Source organism: Flavobacterium rhamnosi, from assembly GCF_048286515.1.
GTDB lineage: Bacteria > Bacteroidota > Bacteroidia > Flavobacteriales > Flavobacteriaceae > Flavobacterium.
Window position 1 is genome coordinate 88,548 of sequence record NZ_JBLVPS010000011.1, and the last position, 20,872, is coordinate 109,419.

Here is a 20,872-nt window from a genome sequence, read left to right on the forward strand (position 1 = left end):
TTAAGAATCTCCCTTTTTAAGTGAATCCAAAAAGTATAAGTCTAATTAATCATTGAAAATCAAAACTCAAAATTAAATCCTTTCTGAGTTAATTTTTCATAAATTTCAGGATCAAATCTATACAACTTTGCAGCTCGATGAGAAACACCTTGTTGCTTTTCTTCTAAGGCAAGCAGTAATTTCATATGCAATATTTTTCGACGAAAATTAGACTTATCCATCTCCACACCCAAAACCTCCTCATAAAGATGCATGAGCTCCAATAGCGTGAATTTTTCGGGTAAAAGATTAAAACCTATAGGAGCCTGACGAACCCTATTGCGCAACTGTTTTAAGCTGTAATCTAAAATTTCATTGTGGTCATAAATCAAATCTGGTATTTCGTTGATTTTATACCATTTTGCATCAGATGCAGTAAAACCAGCCTTTACATCATAGTCTTCTCTTTTAACCAAAGCATAATAACCAATTGTAATAACCCGTCTTAACGGGAAACGATCCGGATCTCCAAAAGCCTTCAATTGCTCTAAGAAAATGTTATCTAATCCTGTAAGCTCTCCCAACAATCGATGGGCAGCAGCATCTATACTTTCTTTTTTCTTGATCCAACCACCCGGAAGACCCCATTTTCCTTTGCTGATACCTTCGGCATGCTGCACTAACAGGACTTCTAAAATTCCATTGTCAAAACCAAATATTACACAGTCAATTGTAATCGCATTCATAGCTGATTGCTCTACTACTTTTAAGGAATCATTATCGGTATGTTTTTCGAACATGGTATAGAAATTTGAATTAAATATAGAAAAAAAATAAAAAGGAGACGTATTTCTTTCTGTGTTTTAGGAGTTGAATGCTTTTTTTGTAAATATTTAAAAAATCATTGAATTATTAGCAAATTATTTTTAAAAATTTTATTTGCTTTTAGGAATTTAAAACAAAATATCAGATAACACTGCACTTATTTAGTGCAAATGTATAATAATACCCTCAATTAATTATCAATTACAAATTTTTAAACATAAAATATTGTTAATATAAAAAAAATGTCTTACACTTGTAGTCAAATTTACCATAAGCATGTGGTTAATTTGACTACAAGTTTTAAAAAGTGACAGAAATAAACAATAAATACAACCCCTTAAAATCAAGCATATGTATTTTTTAGGAATAGATTTAGGAAGCTCTTCGATAAAATTATCGGTATTTGATCCCGAAAAAGGAATTACTGTTGCTGCAGTAAGCGTTCCGGAATTTGAGATGGATATTATTGCACCTAAATTTGGCTGGGCTGAGCAAGATCCAAATTCTTGGTGGCAAAATGTAAAAAATGGCATACACGCTTTAGGGACTAAAAATCATATTGATCTAAAACGAATAGCAGGGATTGGCATTGCCTATCAAATGCATGGACTAGTCCTAACAGATGAAAAACTAAATCCCGTTCGCCCTTCGATTATTTGGTGTGACAGTAGAGCTGCATCCATCGGTAACGAGACGTACCATAATATGGGGCCAGAATATTGCCAACAACAAATTTTAGGAAGCCCCGGGAATTTTACCGCTTCCAAATTAAAATGGGTTCAAACCAATGAGCCCGAAATTTTCGAAAAAGCAGCCTACATGATGCTTCCTGGAGATTTTATAGCAGCAAAACTTTCCGGAAATCCACAAATCAGTACTTCCGGACTATCAGAAGCCGCTTTATGGAATTTTGCAAAAGGGGGGTTGGCAACTGAAATACTCCATGAAATGGGTCTTCCGGAGAAAATGATACCTGAAATCGTACCAAACTTTGGATACCAGGCAACACTTCATCCAGATATAGCTGCAGAGTTAGGTCTTGATAAAAACACTAAAATCACTTATCGCGCTGGTGATCAACCTAACAATGCATTGTCGTTAAATGTTTTAAAACCGGGAGAAATAGCGACAACTGCAGGAACTTCAGCGGTGGTTTATGGTGTAAGTGATAAAGACGTTTATGATAAAGAAAACCGCATAAACACCTTCTTGCATGTAAACAATACTGAGACACAAAAAAATAATGGAGTAATGCTTTGTATTAACGGTTCCGGAATTTTATACCAATGGTTACGCAAAATTATGTCTATTGACAGAGCAAATCTAATTGCGTATGACACCCTAAATGCCGAAGCCGCCAAAGTTGAAGCGGGAAGCAAGGGTCTTCGCTTCTACCCGTTCGGAAATGGAGTCGAACGTATTTTTAATAATAAAAATGCGAATTCAGGAATCCAGAATTTAAACTTTAACATCCACCAGTCCGGACACCTAGTCCGATCTGCCTGTGAAGGAATTGTATTTGCCATGAATTACGGTTTTGATGTCATGAAATCTGTAGGGGTATCAGGAGAAGTAGTACGAGCAGGAAACGCTAACCTATTTTTAAGTCCTGTTTTCAGAGAAATTTTCACCAATACTACGCAAACCACTTTAGAATTATACAACACATCCGGAGCTGAAGGTGCAGCTCGCGGTGCAGCCTTTGGCTTTGGATTTTATGCTTCCCTTGATGAAGCTTTTAAAGGATTAAAATGCATTGGACGAATTGAACCCAATCATTCTCTGACTTCACAATATCAAGACATATATCAAGAATGGAAAAATCATATTAAACTAGAACTATAATGAACACAACTAAACAATCTTATTTTAAAAACATCGATACCATAAAATTTGAAGGTAAAGAAAGTGATAATCCGCTTGCTTTTAAATGGTATGATGAAAACCGCATCGTTGCAGGAAAAACATTAAAAGAACATCTGCGTTTCTCTATGGCTTACTGGCACACGCTATGCAACAAAGGAGGCGATCCTTTTGGTGCTGACACAGAAACACTTTCTTGGGATAAAAATGAAAACGTAATTCTGAGAGCAAAAGATAAAATGGACGCCGCTTTTGAATTCATGAGCAAACTAGGGTTGCCATATTACTGTTTTCATGATTTGGATATTGTAGACGAAGCTCCAACCTTGGCGGAATTTGAGAATCGTGTGCAAACTATGGTGGAATATGCCAAACAAAAGCAACAAGAATCTGGAATAAAATTATTGTGGGGAACCTCGAATCTTTTCAGTAACCCCCGTTACATGAATGGAGCTTCAACCAATCCAAACTTTGACGTTGTTGCCTACGCAGGTGCTCAGGCAAAAATTGCTATTGATGCCACTATTGCATTAGGTGGTGAAAATTATGTTTTCTGGGGAGGTCGTGAAGGATATATGAGTCTTTTGAATACCGATATGAAAAGAGAACTGGACCATATGGGACGCTTCTTGATTACCTGCAAAGAGTATGCTCGCAAAGAAGGATTCAAAGGGACTTTTCTTATCGAACCAAAACCAATGGAACCTATGAAACATCAGTATGATTTTGATGCTGCCACTACATTAGGTTTCCTTAACAAATACGGGCTACAAGACGATTTTAAATTGAACTTAGAAGTAAATCACGCTACTCTTGCAGGCCATACTTTTGAACATGAGTTACAAGTAGCAGTAGATTCCGGAATGTTAGGAAGTATTGATGCGAACCGTGGTGACTATCAAAATGGCTGGGATACAGATCAATTTCCTGTAAATGTTTATGAAATTACGCAAGCCATGCTAGTCATTTTAGAAGGGGGCGGAATTCAAGGGGGCGGAATCAACTTTGATGCAAAAGTGCGCAGAAACTCTACCGATTTAGAAGACAAATTCATTGCACATATTGCCGGAATGGATGCTTTCGCCAGAGGTCTTATCTATGCGGACCATATTTTACAAAATACGAATTATAAACATTTACGCAAACAGCGTTACGGATCATTTGACGGTGGTAATGGAGCTAGGTATGAAAAAGGAGAACTCTCTTTAGAAGCCCTTAGCGAAATTGCACGTGCAAATGGAGAACCTCAACAAATAAGTGGAAAACAAGAATTATTTGAACAAATTATTGCCAACGCATATTAGTCCATTAAAAACCATTAACCAACCAAATTAATCAATTCTTAATTATGAAAAGAAAATATTGTATACCGACAATGCTTCCCTTTTGTATGTCATTACTATTCAGCTTATTTATGCTGCAATCAGGTTTTGCACAACAGCAATCTCATTCCGTTAGCGGAAAGATAACATCTAGTAGCGACGGCATGGGTATTCCTGGAGCCAGTATTTTTGTAGAGGGAACAAATAAAAGTACCATGACCGATTTTGATGGCAATTATCAAATTAACACTGAATCAGACGCTGTATTAAAAATCAGCTATATGGGATACAAAACGCAATTGGTATCCGTAAAAAACCAAACACAAATTAACGTTGCCATGCAAGTGGAATCAGCCGATCTAAAAGAGGTTGTTGTAATAGGATATGGTTCTCAAAAGAAAAAAGTTTCTACAGCGGCCACTTCTTTGGTAACAGGAAAAGACATTCAACAAGTCGCTAGTTTAGATGTTGTGAATGCTTTACAAGGACAAAGTTCCGGAGTATCTATAACTTCAACTTCCGGACAACCCGGAGCTGGCATGGTAGTAAACATTCGTGGTGTCGGAACTGCAGGAAACAGCACTCCCCTTTATGTAGTGGATGGTGTTGTGGTAGATAACGGTATCGGGTATTTAGACCCCTCTTCTATTGAAAGGGTAGACATTCTAAAAGATGCAGCTGCTGCTTCCATTTATGGAGCAAGAGCTGCGAATGGGGTAGTATTGGTAACAACCAAAAAAGGAAAGGATGGAAAAATGAATGTGTCATTAAATAGCTATACAGGATACCAACAAATAGCTAAAAAGCTAGACATGCTTAATACACAAGAGTACACGACTATCATGAATGAAGCAAGAGTAAATTCAGGAATGTCTCCATTATACTCTCCGCAACAAATAGCAGCAATGCCAAATCATGATTGGCAAAATGACTTGTTTAATGAAGGTGCAATGAAACAAAATCATTCCTTAATGATTACAGGTGGAGATAAAAAATCGACTATTGCTACCGGACTATCCTATTATGGACAGGATGGACTTATCGGAAGCCAAAACAATCAATCGAAATACAATCGTATCACATTTAATGTGAATTCTACCTCTGATATTATAGCGGATCATTTAAAAATCGGAGAGAATTTCACTTATGCAAATATCGAAAGTGGTGGAATTTCAGATGATGGAATTTACAGTAACAGTATCAGAGGATTTTTAAATGCAGCTCCTTTAGATCTTGCCTATGATGAAAATGGTGATTTTGCACATTCTGTACTTTCTGCTGATATAAGCAATCCTTTGGGATCTTTGTACTATAATAATTTCAATGAAAATAAAATTGATCGTTACGTAGGAAATATTTTTGCAGAGGCGAAATTTTTGAAAAACTTTACATTCAGAACTAGTTTTGGTGTAGATATAACGAACAGTAACTTCCGCTCTTTTTCTCCAATTTATTCGCTGTCTTCTAACAACAATAATATAGTATCTAGTGTAACACAAAGCTCTAATAAAGGATTGGGTTGGTTGTTTGAAAACACCTTACAATATAAAGTAGCTATAAATGACGTACACAATTTTGATGTACTAGTGGGAACATCTGCAAAGAAAAACACTTCAGATTACATGAGTGCTACAGGTAAAAATTTGAATTTTGATGATTTCGACCATGCTTATTTAAGCAATGCTACAGACCAAACTTCAAATACAGTAGCCGGAAGTCGTAATGATTATTCCATCCAATCCTATTTTGGACGTTTATTATACGATTATGACAATAAATATTTGTTCTCGGCAACCATCCGTAGAGATGGTTCTTCAGAATTTGGACCAAATAACAAATATGCAATATTTCCTGCATTTTCTGCTGGGTGGAACATCGATCGCGAAAGCTTTTTCCCAGAAAATAATGTTGTAAAAAGCCTTAAAATAAGAGCCAGTTGGGGACAAAACGGAAACGACCAGTTTTCTAAACAATTTGCGTACATGTCAACCATCAGCTCCTATGACAAAAGCTACCATTTTGGTACAGGAACAGAAACGTTGCAAGTGGGATCTAGCCCAGATGCCCTTTCTAATCCTGATTTAAAATGGGAAACTTCAGAACAACTGGATTTTGGTCTTGATGTGACTTTGTTTACTTCTTTTAATTTGACTTTTGATTATTATGATAAGACTACCAAAGACTGGTTAGTTCAGGCTTCAGTTCCAGATATTGCAGGAGCTGCACCGCCTTATATCAACGGAGGAGATATTAACAATAAAGGAGTGGAACTTGGTTTGGGATACCGAACTAATTTTGGAGAAGACTGGTCATTCTCGGTAAACGGAAACGCTTCTTTCAATAAAAATGAAGTACTTCGAATTGCTAATGCAGAAGGAATTATTCACGGGGATTCAAACCTGTTATTCCAAGGATTGGATGAGATGAACAGAGTAGAAGTAGGACAACCTATTGGTTATTTCTATGGACTAAAAACAGACGGAATTTTTCAAAATACATCAGAACTAACCACTGTTCAGCCAAATGCACGACCAGGCGACGTTCGTTTCGTTGACTTAAACGGCGATGGAAAAATTGATGCTAATGACAAAACTAAAATTGGGGATCCAAATCCGGACATCACATATGGTTTGAGTATGGAAGTAGCTTATAAAGCGTTTGATTTTTCTATTTACACTTACGGTGTAGCAGGAAGTCAAAATGCTTTTGGAGTCCATGATTATACTCGTGCTTATAATAATTATACCACTACTATTTTAGACAGATGGACTACAGAAGGCACTTCAAACTCAATACCAAGAGTTACTTACGGTACGGATCCTAACGGAAATTATACCAAATTCTCTGATTTGTATTTACAAAATGCTGATTTCTTTAGAATTAAGAGTGCAACTTTGGGTTGCGATTTAGTAAAAGTATCGAACAAATTAGATTTCTTTAGCAAATTCAGACTTTATGTAGCGGCAAATAACCTATTCACATTCACAAAATACCAAGGAATGGATCCTGAAATTGGATTTGGAAATTCAAACCAATCTTGGGCGAAAGGAATTGACGTAGGATTTTATCCGCAGCCAAGAACGTACATGATAGGTCTTAATGTTAATTTTTAAAAGCCATAACTATGAAAAAATATATAAAATTATTTGCTGTTTCTACCTTATTAGTTTTGGGAGCCTGCTCCGATGATTTTTTGGAAAACGCCCCTTACACGGAAAAAGTAACCGAGAATTTTTACAAAACTCCTGAAGATGCTTTTGAAGGACTTGTAGCGGTTTATGATATACTACAAAGAGAAGGATATGGCGGTCCTTTGTTAATTAGTGAGCAGGCTTCGGACAATTGTTTCGGAGGATACGGAATTGCTGATGGGCAAGGAGATTTAGAATGGGATCGCTTTTTATACATTTCTGATAAAGAAATGAATAGTCCGGTTTGGAAAAGCTGTTACCAAGGAATTTACCGAGCAAATATCCTCTTAGAAAATTTAGATAAAGTAAATTGGGGAGCAAATACTGCACTTAAAACAAAATACGAAGCAGAAGCCCGTTTTTTGAGAGCACATTTTCACTTTCAATTGTCTAAAATGTTTGGAGATGTTGTCGCTTTAGACCATACCATCACTTCAGATGAAATTTATTCACCCAGAGTTGCTCCGGAGGTAACATATGCTTTAATCGCCAGTGATTTAAAATTTGCTGCGGATAATTTAGGGAACGAAAATTATTCTCAAACAGGAAATACAAATTATGGACGTATTACAAAATGGGCTGCTGAAGCTTATATTGGGAAAACATTTTTGTTCTACACTGATTACTATAAAAAAGCAGATTTAGCAGGTGTTATAAGTAAATCCGAAGCAGCAACATATATAAATGATGCAGTTAATAATAGTGGACACGCTTTAGTTTCTGATTTCGCTCACTTATGGTTAGCGGCTTCTCTTGCAGACTTTGCAGGTGAAGACAATACCGAAATGGTTTGGGCAATTCGCTTTAATGGTTCCGGTAAAGGAGACTGGAATCTTCATGAAGGAAACCGTTTCGAAGTGCTTATCGCTCCTCGTGGTGGTAATATAGGACCATATGCTACAGGATGGGGTGGCGCAACTGTTAATCCTAAACTATATAATGCTTATGGTGTTGGAGATACACGTAGAGACGCAACCATTATCGATTTTGAAGGGGAAGGTTTAGATTTCGATGCAGAAGCCAGAGAGCAACGTCAATACACAGGATATGCCTGGAAAAAATATTGTCCAATTACCACTGAAGCAGGAACAGGAAATTTCCAAATTGATAATTATCAGGATTATGTCGTGATTCGTTTTGCAGATGTCTTGTTGATGGCATCAGAACTTAATTTAGGTACAAACGATGGATTTGCACAAACCTGTCTAAATCGAGTACGTGACCGTGCTTATAAAGATGCAACACATCATGTTTTAGTTTCTAAAACAAAAATTATGGAAGAGCGCCGTTTGGAATTGGCTTTGGAAGGACAACGTTATTTTGACTTAATTAGACAAGGTACAGATGTGGCTAAAGCAGCTATTGATAATGTTGCTGTTGATCCCCAATTTAATGTCACTTTCAGAACAGAAACTTTAGGTTGGTTCCCATTGCCACAATCTCAAATCGTACTTTCTAATGGATCAATAAAACAAAACCCAGGATGGTAATTAACTTAAAAAAACAGATAATTATGAAACGTATATTTCTCACATTAATAACTGTAATAGCAATAGGATCCTTATTTTCCTGCGAACCAATAGAAGATCGTAACAGTCTTCCTGCTATGACTCTTGCTTCCTCAGATCTTAATTTTACCGCGGTAGCAACTGGAAATACTATAGTCTTAAAAAACCAGACGCCCAATGTTATACCCTATTGGAGTTATACAAATGCAAAAGGTGATGAAATAGGACATTCAAATCTAAACGAAATAAGTATTCCCATGCCGTTTGCAGGGACATACAACATTAACTTCTCCGCCTATACACAAGGCGGTTCAGTAACGGCTACCAAAACGGTATCCATATTACAAAATGACTCAAACTATTTCAGCGCCCCAGAATGGTCTTTGCTTGCTAACGGTGTAGCTGGAAAAACCTGGGTACTGGACTTCACCGATCCTATCGGATGGGCTGGGCTAGATTATCCGGGTCCAACTGGTGATAATTGGGCTTGGATTCCCGATTATGCCGGAAACTCTTGGGTAATGGAAAACAAAAATTGGGGTGAAATGCATTTCGATCTTAATGGTGGTTACAACACAACTGTTAAACAAACAGCACTAAACACTACTGATCAGACAACTAAAAGCGGTAGTTTTTCCTTTGATATTGCAAACCACAGGCTAGTATTTAACGGCGGTGCAGAAATGCTTTTTGGTGGGAATTATCATCCAGACGTGAGCAACTGGGTAAACGTAAAAGTTATAGAACTTACTGCAACTTCAATGCGATTGGCCGTTATTCGTGACCAAGACAGAGGAGGTCAGGGAGTTTGTTTGATTGTTTACCACTTTAAGCCAAAAGCATAATTATATTTGGATGATTTTAAATTAAAAATGGTAGTTATTATACGTTTCTGAACTTCAACTATAATTTTCTGAATAGCTAACACACCGTTGCTTAAACTTAAAAACACAGCAAACAGTTTATTTCTACCGATAAGCTAATATTTAAAGTACTTATCGGTAGTTTTAACTACTTAATTAATTCACATGAATACAATGAAAGGCCAAAGCAATTTTCTAAAAATTCTGATTTTAATAGCTGTCATTACAGCTCTAGCATTTAATGCAAAAGGAGGTAAAGCCAATTTCAGTTCCAGAAAAATTGCTTTTAATTCCGGTTGGAATTTCCACCTGAATGACAGTATTAAAGATAAAGATACCATTAATACTAATACCGCATGGAGAACATTGAATCTACCGCACGATTGGAGCATTGAAGGCGCATTTGATGAAAAAAGTCCTGCCGGTTATGGCGGAGGTGCTCTTAATGGAGGATTAGGATGGTACAAAAAAACATTTAAAGTTCCCATTGTAAATAAAACAAAAATAACTTCTATAATTTTTGATGGAGTATACAGAAACAGTGAAGTCTGGATTAACGGACATTATCTGGGCAAGCGTCCAAATGGGTATATTGGTTTTCAATACGACCTTTCTCCTTATCTGAATTACGGAGATAAAAACAATGAAATTATAGTAAAAGTTGACAATTCAAAACAACCTAATTCTCGTTGGTATTCCGGATCAGGAATATTCAGAAATGTATGGTTGGAGACAACAGACAAACTGCATATTGACCAATGGGGGACTTATATTACTACGCCAAAGACCAGTTCTGAAAGCGCAATTATTAGTCTGGAAACTACAATAAAAAACCAATATGCAACGGTGAAGAATGCCTCGCTGATTACTACAATATACTATAAGGGCAAAAAAGTAATTTCGGCTAATCAAAAGATTAGTATCAAGGCCAATGCTTCCCAGACAATCAAACAAGAAACCACTGTTGCTAAACCTATAGTATGGTCTGCAGAAAAACCGGAACTCTATACTGCAGTTACAGAAATTAGTGTAGACAATAAAATTGTGGAGCAGTACAAAACCAATTTTGGAATCAGAAGTTTTAATTTTGATGTTGATAAAGGTTTTATTCTAAACGGGAAAAAAGTAAAAATCAAAGGTGTTTGCCTACATCATGATTTAGGGCCGTTAGGTTCAGCCATCAATACCAGGGCAATTGAACGCCAATTGGAAATTTTGAAAGAAATGGGAGTAAACGGCATCAGAACATCCCATAATCCTCCTGCTCCTGAACTTTTAGACTTATGTGATAAAATGGGTTTCATTGTCATGAATGAAGTTTTCGACATGTGGAAAAAAAGTAAAACCAAATTCGATTACAGCCTCAACTGGGATCAATGGCATGTAAAAGACATCGAAGATCAAATCCTTCGTGACCGCAATCATCCAAGCATTTTTATCTGGAGTATCGGTAACGAAATTCCAGAACAATGGGATGAATCTGGAGCTAAAATCGCTTTAGAATTAGCCGGATTAACCAAAAAACTGGACGCTTCCCGCCCAATCACTGCAGCTATGAATCCGCCAACAAAAGAAAATAAAATCGCAGCTTCCGGAGCATTAGATTTAATAGGGTACAATTATGCTCATGAATCCTATACCAAACACAAGGAAGTATTTCCAGGAATTCCTTTTATAGCAACAGAGACCACTTCAGCCTTGCAAACAAGAGGCTATTATGACGCGGTTTCTGATACTATAAAATTATGGCCAAAACGTTGGGACATTCCTCTAACTACAGGAAATCCAGGCAACACAGTATCTGCTTACGATCAGGTTCAGGCGCCTTGGGGTTCTACACATGAAGCGACTTGGAAAGTGATTAAAAAACACGATTACCTTTCCGGAATGTACATTTGGACAGGCTTTGACTATATTGGGGAACCAACCCCTTACGAATGGCCATCGATTAGCTCCTATTTTGGAATTATTGACTTAGCGGGTTTTCCTAAAGATGTCTATTACATGTATCAAAGCGAATGGACAGATAAAACTGTGTTGCACCTCTTCCCGCATTGGAATTGGAAAGAAGGTCAAAACGTGGATGTTTGGGCTTATTACAATAATGCCGATGAGGTAGAGCTTTTCCTTAACGGAAAATCAGTAGGCATTAAAAAGAAAGAAGGCGATGATTTACACATCATGTGGCGTGTACCTTTTCAATCAGGGACACTAAAAGCAGTTTCCCGTAAAAACGGTAAGACGGTATTAGAAAAAACAATTAAAACAGCAGGAGATCCAGCAACTTTGAAACTTTCTGCAGACAGATCAACCCTACATGCCGATGGAAATGATTTGTCTTTTGTAACCGTTGCTATTACTGATATAAATGGTGTGCCTTCGCCAAATGCCAATAACGAAATTCAATTTACATTAAAAGGAAACGGGAAAATCGTAGGTGTTTGCAGTGGTGATCCTGTGAGTCATGAATCGTATAAAGGAACCAAACATACTGCCTTAAACGGAAAATGTTTGGTGGTAATACAAGCCGGAAATAAAAACGAAAAATTAGAACTGACAGCGAGTGCCAAAGGATTGAAAAGTAGCAGTACATCAATAATGGTAAAAAAATAACGATTAAAGAACAGTAAACACAAATTTCAAAAAAATGAAGAAATCACAAATAGTAGCACTATTTTCATCTGTGTTATTTGGACTTTTTACAACTCCAAAAGCATCTGCACAAATTCAAAATGCAGATGTTCTTAATGCACCGATGGATATCAGTAAGGATTTTCAGAATTATTTAAATACGTTTTATTTTGCTGATGAGCTAACTGGTTTTGATCCGAAAACAGGAAAAGGAACGGTAAAATATCTTAGATACAATTATAAAACCCGTCAGGCCTTCAACAATATGATGATGAAACCTGATGTAGTTCCTGCCAATGAGTTTCCAGCTACCGAGTATGAAGTTTCTCCTGAATTGCCTTTCCAAATTCAGTTTATTTCAGATCGAACGTTGCGAATTAAGACAACTTCAGGACCACAATTTCATCCTGAAAAAGAATCTTTGATGCTGGTTGACGGAGTTGCTCCGAATCATCCAGAACTATGGAAATATTCCAAAATCGAAGCCGGTTATAAATTTACCAGTAAACATGGTTCGGTTGAAATTCAAACTAAACCTTGGCACGTAAAAATCTACGATGAGAAAGGGAAATTGTTAACGGGTACATTACATGATTCTGATTTTAAAAACACCTATACGCCAACACTTCCGTTCTCATTTGTACGCAGAAACAGTGATTATTCCAGAAGTATGGGAGCCGCTTTCAGTTTAGAGCCAGACGAAAAAATATTTGGTTGTGGAGAATCGTTCACCCAATTCAATAAACGCGGACAAAAAGTAGTCTTATGGACAGATGATGCTAACGGAATCCAAAACGAAACAATGTACAAACCGGTTCCGTTCTATATGAGTAGCCGTGGATATGGTGTTTTCATGCACCACTCAACTCCAATCACAGTTGATTTTGGAAGATATTATGGAAGTGCCAATGAAATGTATATTGGTGATGATGAAGCCGATTTGTTTTTTTTCATAGGAGAACCAAAAGAAATACTAGATGAATATACCAACTTGACTGGAAAAGCAGCGATGCCACCACTTTGGTCATTTGGTTTTTGGATGAGCCGCATCACTTATTTCTCAGAAAAAGAAGGCCGTCAAGTGGCTAAAGATTTACGTAAATATAAAATTCCAACTGATGTAATTCACTTTGATACAGGGTGGTTCGATGTTGATTGGAGAAATAATTATGAGTTTTCTAAAGAGCGTTTTCCAGACGCAGTAAAAATGATGTCGGATATGAAAGATGATGGTTTTCAGGTATGTTTATGGCAATTACCTTATTTCAGTCCAAAAAACACATTATTCAATGAAATAATGGATAAAAATTTAGCTGTAAGAGACCGCAAAGGGAATCTTCCTTACGAAGATGCAGTATTGGATTTTTCGAATCCAGCAACAGTGACATGGTATCAAGCCAAATTGAAACATTTATTTGATCAGGGAGTAAGTGTATTCAAAGTAGATTTTGGAGAAGCTGCGCCACCAGACGGAATTTACCATTCAGGACGTACCGGTTTCTATGAGCATAATTTATACCCATTGCGTTATAACAAAGCGGTTGCCGAAATCACTCAAAAAGAGAAAGGATATACTTTAATATGGGCGAGAAGTACCTGGGCAGGAAGCCAACGCTACCCATTACACTGGGGTGGTGATGCAGAAACGACTAATGGCGCGATGTCCGCCGAACTAAGGGGAGGACTTTCATTAGGACTAAGCGGATTCAGTTTCTGGAGTCATGATGTGGGGGGATTTGCAACCAAATCACCAGAAAATTTATACCGCAGATGGGCCCCGTTCGGAATGTTAACATCTCACGTAAGAAGCCATGGTGAACCTCCAAGAGAACCTTGGTTGTACAGCAAAGACTTTTTGGAAGGATTTAGAAACGCTGATAATATGCGTTACGAATTAATGCCATACATATACGCTCAGGCCAAAGAAAGCTCTCAAAAAGGATTGCCAATGATGCGCGCTTTATTTTTAGAATATCCAAATGATGCAGGATCTTGGTTAGTTGATAATGAATATTTATTCGGATCTAGTATGTTGGTGGCGCCTTTATTTGAAGAAGTTACCGAGAGAGATGTCTATCTTCCAGCAGGAACTTGGATTGATTACCAAACCAAAAAAGTGTACGAAGGCGGATGGCATAAAATCAAAGCGGGTGCTATCCCAATCGTAGTTTTAGTTAGAGATGGTTCAGCGATTCCTCATATTGCATTGGCACAATCTACAAAAGACATGGATTGGAGCAAATTAACACTGAAAGTATTTGCAACTGAAGGCACTAATAGCGCTACCGCAAAAGTTTTCTTACCTGAAGGAGATGCCGTTCAGACGATCTCTCTTTCTAAAAAGGGAACCACTTTTGAAACAACATCAAATCCATTAACTGGAAAAACCACGTTCAAAACGGAGTGGGTAAAATAAATAAGTTGAGTTAGTTTTAAATCGGGAGTTAAGAGGCTGCTTAATTCCCTGATTTATAAAAAAGACTATTAAGAAATAACATCATGATAAAAAAACTGATACTTCCCGCTCTATTACTTTCAATAGTTATAGGTAGCGCTCAAGGCAAAAAAACAAAGTCCTACGAATTGACTTCTCCGGGAGGGCAAAATCAAATCAAATTTGAATTAGTAAATAGCGCTCCGAAATATGCCGTTTCACACAAAAAAACAGAAGTTATCACACCTTCTGAAATGGGTTTTTTACTGAAAAACAATGACGACTTAAGCAAAAATTTTGAAGTGACAAAGGTTGAAAAAACAACCTTCGATGAAACTTGGGAACAGGTTTGGGGAGAAAAAAAGAATATTAGAAACCATTACAATCAAATGGTGGTGAAACTACAACAGAAAAACAAACAAAAGCGCAAACTTGAAATTCAGTTTCGTGCATACGATGACGGGATAGCTTTTAGGTACGTGTATCCTAAACAAGGAACAAAAGACAGTATTTTTATCATGGATGAAAAGACTACTTTTAATCTGAAAGAAGAAGGAAAAGCGTGGTGGATTCCTGCTTACAGAGAAAATCGTTATGAGTATTTATATCAAAATTCAACTATAAACGCTATCGACACAGTACATACACCACTCACAATCGAGAGCAAAAGCGGTTTAAAATTGAGTTTCCACGAAGCGAATCTAATTAATTTTGCCAGTACAACATTAGTAAACATCACCGGAACACAATTAAAAACTGACTTAGTGTCTTGGGCTGATGGCGTGAAAGTTCGTGTGAAAGATACGTTTACCTCTTCTTGGAGAACCATTCAAATAGGCGAAAATGCAGGAGACTTAGTCGATTCTTATTTGATTTTAAATCTAAACGAACCCAATAAATTAGGCAAACCAGATTATGTGAAACCTTATAAATATTTAGGGATTTGGTGGGGAATGCACATCGGGAAATATTCTTTTTGGGAAAGCGATATTCAAGGCGCTACAACCAAACATGCACAAGAATATATTGACTTTTCAGCCAAAGAAGGATTCCACCATTTATTGATTGAAGGTTGGAATAAAGGTTGGACACCGCAATGGTACGAAAACCATATGCATATGTTTAGTTTTACTAAAAGTGCCGACAATTTTGATTTAGAAAAAGTAGTGGAATACGGAAACAAAAAAGGAGTGGAACTTATCGGCTACCACGAAACAGGTTCTAATTTGATTAATTATTTAAAAGAAATCGACGCAGGTTTTGCTTTGTACAAAAAACTAGGAATTCATACCGTTAAAATTGGCCATGTGGGCTCCAAATTAAATATGAAAGAATGGCATCATGGACAGTTCGGAGTGAACTATTTTAGGTACGTACTTGAAAAAGCCGCACAATATGATTTGGCTGTTTTTTATCATGAACCAATCAAAGATACAGGAGAACGTAGAACCTATCCAAATATGTTGGCTAGAGAAGCAGCACGTGGACAAGAATACAATGCCTGGAGTGAAGGGAACCCACCAAATCATGCAACTATTTTGCCTTTTACCAGACTGTTGTCAGGGCCAATGGATTACACGCCAGGAGTTTTAGATGTAGAAATCAAACAAGGATATCCAGGAAAAAGAATACACGGAACAACGGCGCAACAACTCGCATTATACGTGGTGTTTTATTCCCCAATACAAATGTTGGCTGACCTTCCCGAAAATTATGAAGGAAATCCATCTTTTCAATTCTTGAAGGACGTACCTACAGATTGGGCAGACACCAAAGTCTTGAACGCAGAAATCGGAGAGTACATCACTACTGTCCGTAAAGATCAAAATAGTGCCGATTGGTATTTAGGAAGTTTGACTAATGAGAAAAGTAGAGTTTTAGATATCCCATTGTCCTTTTTAGATGCTAAAGCAACTTATGAAGCGCAGATTTATGCTGATGCGGAAGGAACAGATGAAACGCACAATCCATCCGCTGTATCAATTACTAAAAAAACGGTTAAAGCTTCGGATGTATTAAAATTGCATTTAGGTGGTGCCGGAGGAACAGCGATACGATTTAAAAAATTATAATTTATAGGATCTCTTGTAAGATGCACAGTAAGTGCATCTTTACTCTCTTTTTGTCATAACGAGTTTGATTGAAAGTAAGAATGAAATGACTATGATTCTAAAAACAAATACTATTTTAAGATGAAAAGAAATTCAGTAGTACTTATTATTCTTTTTTGCTCCACAAACATTCATTTGTTTGCGCAAAATAAAGACTCTAAAAAAACGACTTTTACAGCTAGAATTATAAAAGTAGATTATAATAAAGAAGCGGGAAAATTGAATACCATGTTCAACGAGTGTATTGGAGCTGGAAGAGCCAATGAAGGATTGCGTGCTGATTGGCAGCAGCAACTGGCTATGGTAAAAAAAGAATGCGATTTTAAATACATTCGAATGCATGGTCTATTGTCTGATGACATGGCCGTTTACCGTGAAGATAATAAAGGAAATCCGGAATACAATTACCAATATATTGATGCTTTATACGATTTTATTCTAAGTATCAAAATGAAACCTTTCGTTGAATTAGGGTTTATGCCTTCAGCATTGGCGAGCGGTAACCAAACCATTTTTTGGTGGAAAGGCAATGTAACACCGCCAAAAGATTATAAAAAATGGGAAGACTTAATCCGCAACTTAACCATTCATTTTACGGAACGTTATGGTGCCGATGAAGTGAAAACATGGTATTTCGAGGTTTGGAATGAACCGAACCTAAAAGATGGCTTTTGGACAGGGACCCAGGACGAATATTTCAAATTGTATGACTACAGTGCACGTGCTATAAAAAGTGTAAATGCAGCCTACAAAGTGGGTGGTCCTGCTACAGCCGGTGCTGCTTGGGTTCCCGAAACGATTGAATTTTGCAGCAAAAACAATGTTCCACTGGACTTCATTTCAACACACACCTACGGAGTAAAACAAGGATTTTTAGATGAATTTGGAACTTCTGGAACCGTCTTAAATAAAGAGGAATCAAGTGTGAGTGGCGATATTATTAATTCGCGCAATCAAATTTCAAAATCGGCTAAACCTAATCTGGAATTGCATTATACGGAATGGAGTTCATCGTACACTCCCGCCGACCCAATCCATGATAGTTACCATTCAGCTGCCTATATTCTTCAAAAACTGAAACAAGTAGAAAACGCTGCAAACTCTATGTCCTATTGGGTTTTTACGGATATTTTCGAAGAAGCGGGTCCGCGATTTACTCCTTTTCATGGGGGATTCGGATTGTTGAATACGCAGGGAATTAAAAAACCGGCCTATTTCTCCTATTATTTGTTAAACAAATTAGGGGAAACAGAACTTCAAAATACAGACAAGTCATCTTGGGCAGCCAAAAATTCAAAAGGAGATGTACAGTTGCTTTTTTGGGACTTTACCAATACACATCCAGGAGATTCGGTCAACAATCAAAGATATTATGTACAGGACTTACCATCCCGACCAAACGGAAGTATAAAAATCGAAGTGGCAGGATTGCCAAGAGGAAAATATAATTTAGAGATATACAAAGTAGGATATAAAGTCAATGACGCATACACAGACTATCTAGGGATGAGTAAACCAAATCAGTTGACGAAGCAACAAGTTGATATCCTTAAAGAAAAAAACAATGGTTCACCGATTGCAACAGAAAAAGTCTCAATTGATTCAAAAGGTATTTATTCCAAGGAATTTAACAGCAACGAAAATGATGTTTTACTACTGAATTTTGTAAAACAATGAAGCAAAAGTCTGAAAAAGAAATCTTTTTAATTTGGGTGTAACCCTCCGCGAAAACTTCGGATCGGGCAGTACGTTCCCTATAAAAAATTTAAAAAATCTGCGTAAAAAATTACCCTCCAGATTTAAAATTAATTTAGACAAGAATCGCCTAAAAAGCAATTTAAAACAACAATATTTAGATATGAAAAATAAAATTATAGTATCCATTTTTTCAATGTTACTGTTTACCGGATACAATGTGAATTCCCAAACGGTTAAAAATAAAAACCAAACAAAAACGCATGCTGCAAAATCCTTGAGCACTAAATACGATGCCGAAATTGACAAATTGATTTCAAAAATGACCCTTGAAGAAAAAATAGGCATGCTACATGGCAACAGTATGTTTTCTACCGGTGGTGTAAAACGATTGGGTATTCCGGAATTAAAAATGGCAGACGGTCCAATAGGTGTTCGTGAAGAAATTTCTCGTGATAACTGGGCGCCTGCAGGACTAACTGACGATTTCGCTACGTATTACCCGGCCGGCGGAGGTTTGTCTGCAACTTGGAACACCGATTTGGCTTATCTGTTCGGGAATAGTGTGGGACAAGAATTACGTGCTAGAGACAAAGACATGTTACTTTCGCCAGCGATTAATATTATCAGAACGCCACTTGGAGGTAGAACGTATGAATATTTAACCGAAGATCCTTTTTTAAACAAAAAAATTGCGGTGCCTTTGATTGTTGGACTACAAGATAACGATGTTATGGCTTGTGTAAAACATTTTGCTGCTAATAATCAAGAAACTAATCGCGATTTTGTCGATGTTCAAATTGACGAACGTACACTTCGTGAAATTTATTTGCCCGCTTTCAGAGCTGCTGTAACAGAGGCTAAAGCGTATAGTTTAATGGGAGCTTATAACAAATTTAGAGGAGAATACTTATGCGAGAACGATTATATGCTGAATAAAATATTGCGTGACGAATGGGGTTTTAAAGGTATTGTTGTTTCTGACTGGGCAGCAGTACATACCACAGTAAAATCTTTGAAAAATGGATTAGATATTGAAATGGGAACACCAAAACCTTTCAACGAATTTTTCTTGGCCGATAAACTAATCATTGCTGCCAAGGCTGGCGAAATTTCAGAAGCAGAAATTAATAAACACGTAAAACGAATATTAGGCGTCTTGTTCCAGGTAAAAGCAATTGGTGGTAAAAACCGTGTAAAAGGCAGTATTGCAACCGAGGCACATTATCAAGATGCTTACAAAATCGCAGCAGAATCAGTAGTTTTATTAAAAAATGACAACAATGCATTGCCTTTAAAACTAGATGGCGTAAAATCTATTGCTGTCATTGGGAATAATGCGACTAAGAAAAATGCTTTGGGCGGATTTGGTGCAGGGGTTAAAACCAAAAGAGAAGTTACACCTTTAGAAGGTTTAACAAATAGATTGCCAAGCTCCATCAAGATTAATTATGCAGAAGGGTATTTAGAGCGATACGATGAAAAAAACACAGGGAAATTAGGAGACATTACCTTAAACGGTCCTGTAACCATTGACCAATTAGATCCTGCTAAATTACAGGAAGCAATAGAAGCCGCTAAAAATTCAGATGTAGTCATCGTTTTTGCAGGTTCTAACCGTGATTACGAAACCGAAGCTTCTGACCGTAGAGACCTCAAGCTACCATTCGGTCAAGCAGAATTGATTAAAAAAATAGTAGCCGTGAATCCAAAAACCATTGTGGTTATGATTGCCGGTGCTCCTTTTGATATTGAAGACATAAGTAAAAAAACATCAGCTTTGGTTTGGAGTTGGTTCAATGGTTCCGAAGGTGGAAATGCCTTGGCGGATGTATTGCTTGGAAAAGTGAATCCATCAGGTAAATTACCCTGGACAATGCCAAAAAGCATTAATGATTCTCCAGCTCACGCTACAAATAGTTTTCCTGGTGACAAATCAGTAAACTATACAGAAGGAATTTTGGTAGGCTACAGATGGTTTGACACTAAAAATATTATGCCTTTATATCCTTTTGGATACGGATTGTCGTACACCAATTTTACTTTCGACAATGAAAAAACAGACAAGAAAGTATATGGTGCTGATGAAACGATAGCTGTTTCTGTGACAGTTAAAAATGCTGGAAAAGTGGATGGTAAAGAAGTAGTGCAATTGTATTCGTCTAAATCAGATTCGAAAATTACACGTGCTGCCCAAGAATTAAAAGGCTTCCAAAAAGTATTAATTACAGCTGGAAATTCTCAAACAATAATGATTCAGGTTCCGGTAAAAGAATTGGCATACTACAATGTTGCCGCTAAAAAATGGACTGTGGAGCCCGGAAATTACACCTTGAAATTAGGAAATTCTTCTAGAGATATTCAAAAAGAAGTAGTCGTAACTATTAAGTAAGAATCACGCAAATAGTAACCATGTCCTTTTTTATTTAAATAACTGAAAATCTATAGAA

Annotated in this window: 11 protein-coding genes; 10 read left to right on the forward strand and 1 reads right to left on the reverse strand. The window is 37.1% G+C overall.

What is annotated here, in order from left to right; translation table 11 throughout:
- Positions 1–59: 59 nt before the first annotated feature.
- On the reverse strand, positions 60–779 hold the full coding sequence (locus ACNQGN_RS10740; protein WP_417987831.1) for an NUDIX hydrolase: 720 nt from the start codon (positions 777–779) through the stop codon (positions 60–62).
- A gap of 376 nt (positions 780–1,155) precedes the next feature.
- On the opposite strand from ACNQGN_RS10740, the gene ACNQGN_RS10745 reads away from it, so the two are divergent.
- The 10 genes from ACNQGN_RS10745 to ACNQGN_RS10790 all read left to right on the forward strand — a co-directional run bounded on the left by ACNQGN_RS10745 (position 1,156) and on the right by ACNQGN_RS10790 (position 20,814).
- Positions 1,156–2,649 (forward strand): xylulokinase, encoded by a 1,494-nt coding sequence (locus tag ACNQGN_RS10745; RefSeq protein WP_417987832.1) that lies wholly within the window; start codon positions 1,156–1,158, stop codon positions 2,647–2,649.
- Positions 2,649–3,971 (forward strand): xylose isomerase, encoded by a 1,323-nt coding sequence (gene xylA, locus ACNQGN_RS10750; RefSeq protein WP_417987833.1) that lies wholly within the window; start codon positions 2,649–2,651, stop codon positions 3,969–3,971. The genes ACNQGN_RS10745 and xylA overlap by 1 nt, the downstream gene beginning before the upstream one ends.
- Positions 3,972–4,057: 86 nt before the next feature.
- On the forward strand, positions 4,058–7,102 hold the full coding sequence (locus ACNQGN_RS10755; protein ID WP_417987834.1) for a SusC/RagA family TonB-linked outer membrane protein: 3,045 nt from the start codon (positions 4,058–4,060) through the stop codon (positions 7,100–7,102).
- A gap of 11 nt (positions 7,103–7,113) precedes the next feature.
- Positions 7,114–8,670: a RagB/SusD family nutrient uptake outer membrane protein gene (locus tag ACNQGN_RS10760; protein ID WP_417987835.1), complete on the forward strand. Its 1,557-nt coding sequence runs from the start codon at positions 7,114–7,116 to the stop codon at positions 8,668–8,670.
- Between the two features lie 23 nt (positions 8,671–8,693).
- On the forward strand, positions 8,694–9,533 hold the full coding sequence (locus tag ACNQGN_RS10765; protein WP_417987836.1) for a hypothetical protein: 840 nt from the start codon (positions 8,694–8,696) through the stop codon (positions 9,531–9,533).
- Between the two features lie 183 nt (positions 9,534–9,716).
- Complete coding sequence (locus tag ACNQGN_RS10770) at positions 9,717–12,164, forward strand: glycoside hydrolase family 2 TIM barrel-domain containing protein (RefSeq protein WP_417987837.1); 2,448 nt, start codon at positions 9,717–9,719, stop codon at positions 12,162–12,164.
- Between the two features lie 34 nt (positions 12,165–12,198).
- On the forward strand, positions 12,199–14,598 hold the full coding sequence (locus ACNQGN_RS10775; protein WP_417987838.1) for a glycoside hydrolase family 31 protein: 2,400 nt from the start codon (positions 12,199–12,201) through the stop codon (positions 14,596–14,598).
- 83 nt (positions 14,599–14,681) lie between these two features.
- Positions 14,682–16,688, forward strand: a complete 2,007-nt coding sequence (locus ACNQGN_RS10780; RefSeq protein ID WP_417987839.1) for a glycoside hydrolase family 97 protein — start codon at positions 14,682–14,684, stop codon at positions 16,686–16,688.
- A 120-nt stretch (positions 16,689–16,808) separates the two neighbouring features.
- The gene (locus tag ACNQGN_RS10785; protein ID WP_417987840.1) at positions 16,809–18,404 is read left to right on the forward strand and encodes a GH39 family glycosyl hydrolase; all 1,596 of its coding nucleotides are present in this window, start codon (positions 16,809–16,811) and stop codon (positions 18,402–18,404) included.
- A gap of 181 nt (positions 18,405–18,585) precedes the next feature.
- Positions 18,586–20,814, forward strand: a complete 2,229-nt coding sequence (locus ACNQGN_RS10790) for a glycoside hydrolase family 3 C-terminal domain-containing protein (RefSeq protein ID WP_417987841.1) — start codon at positions 18,586–18,588, stop codon at positions 20,812–20,814.
- Positions 20,815–20,872: the final 58 nt, after the last annotated feature.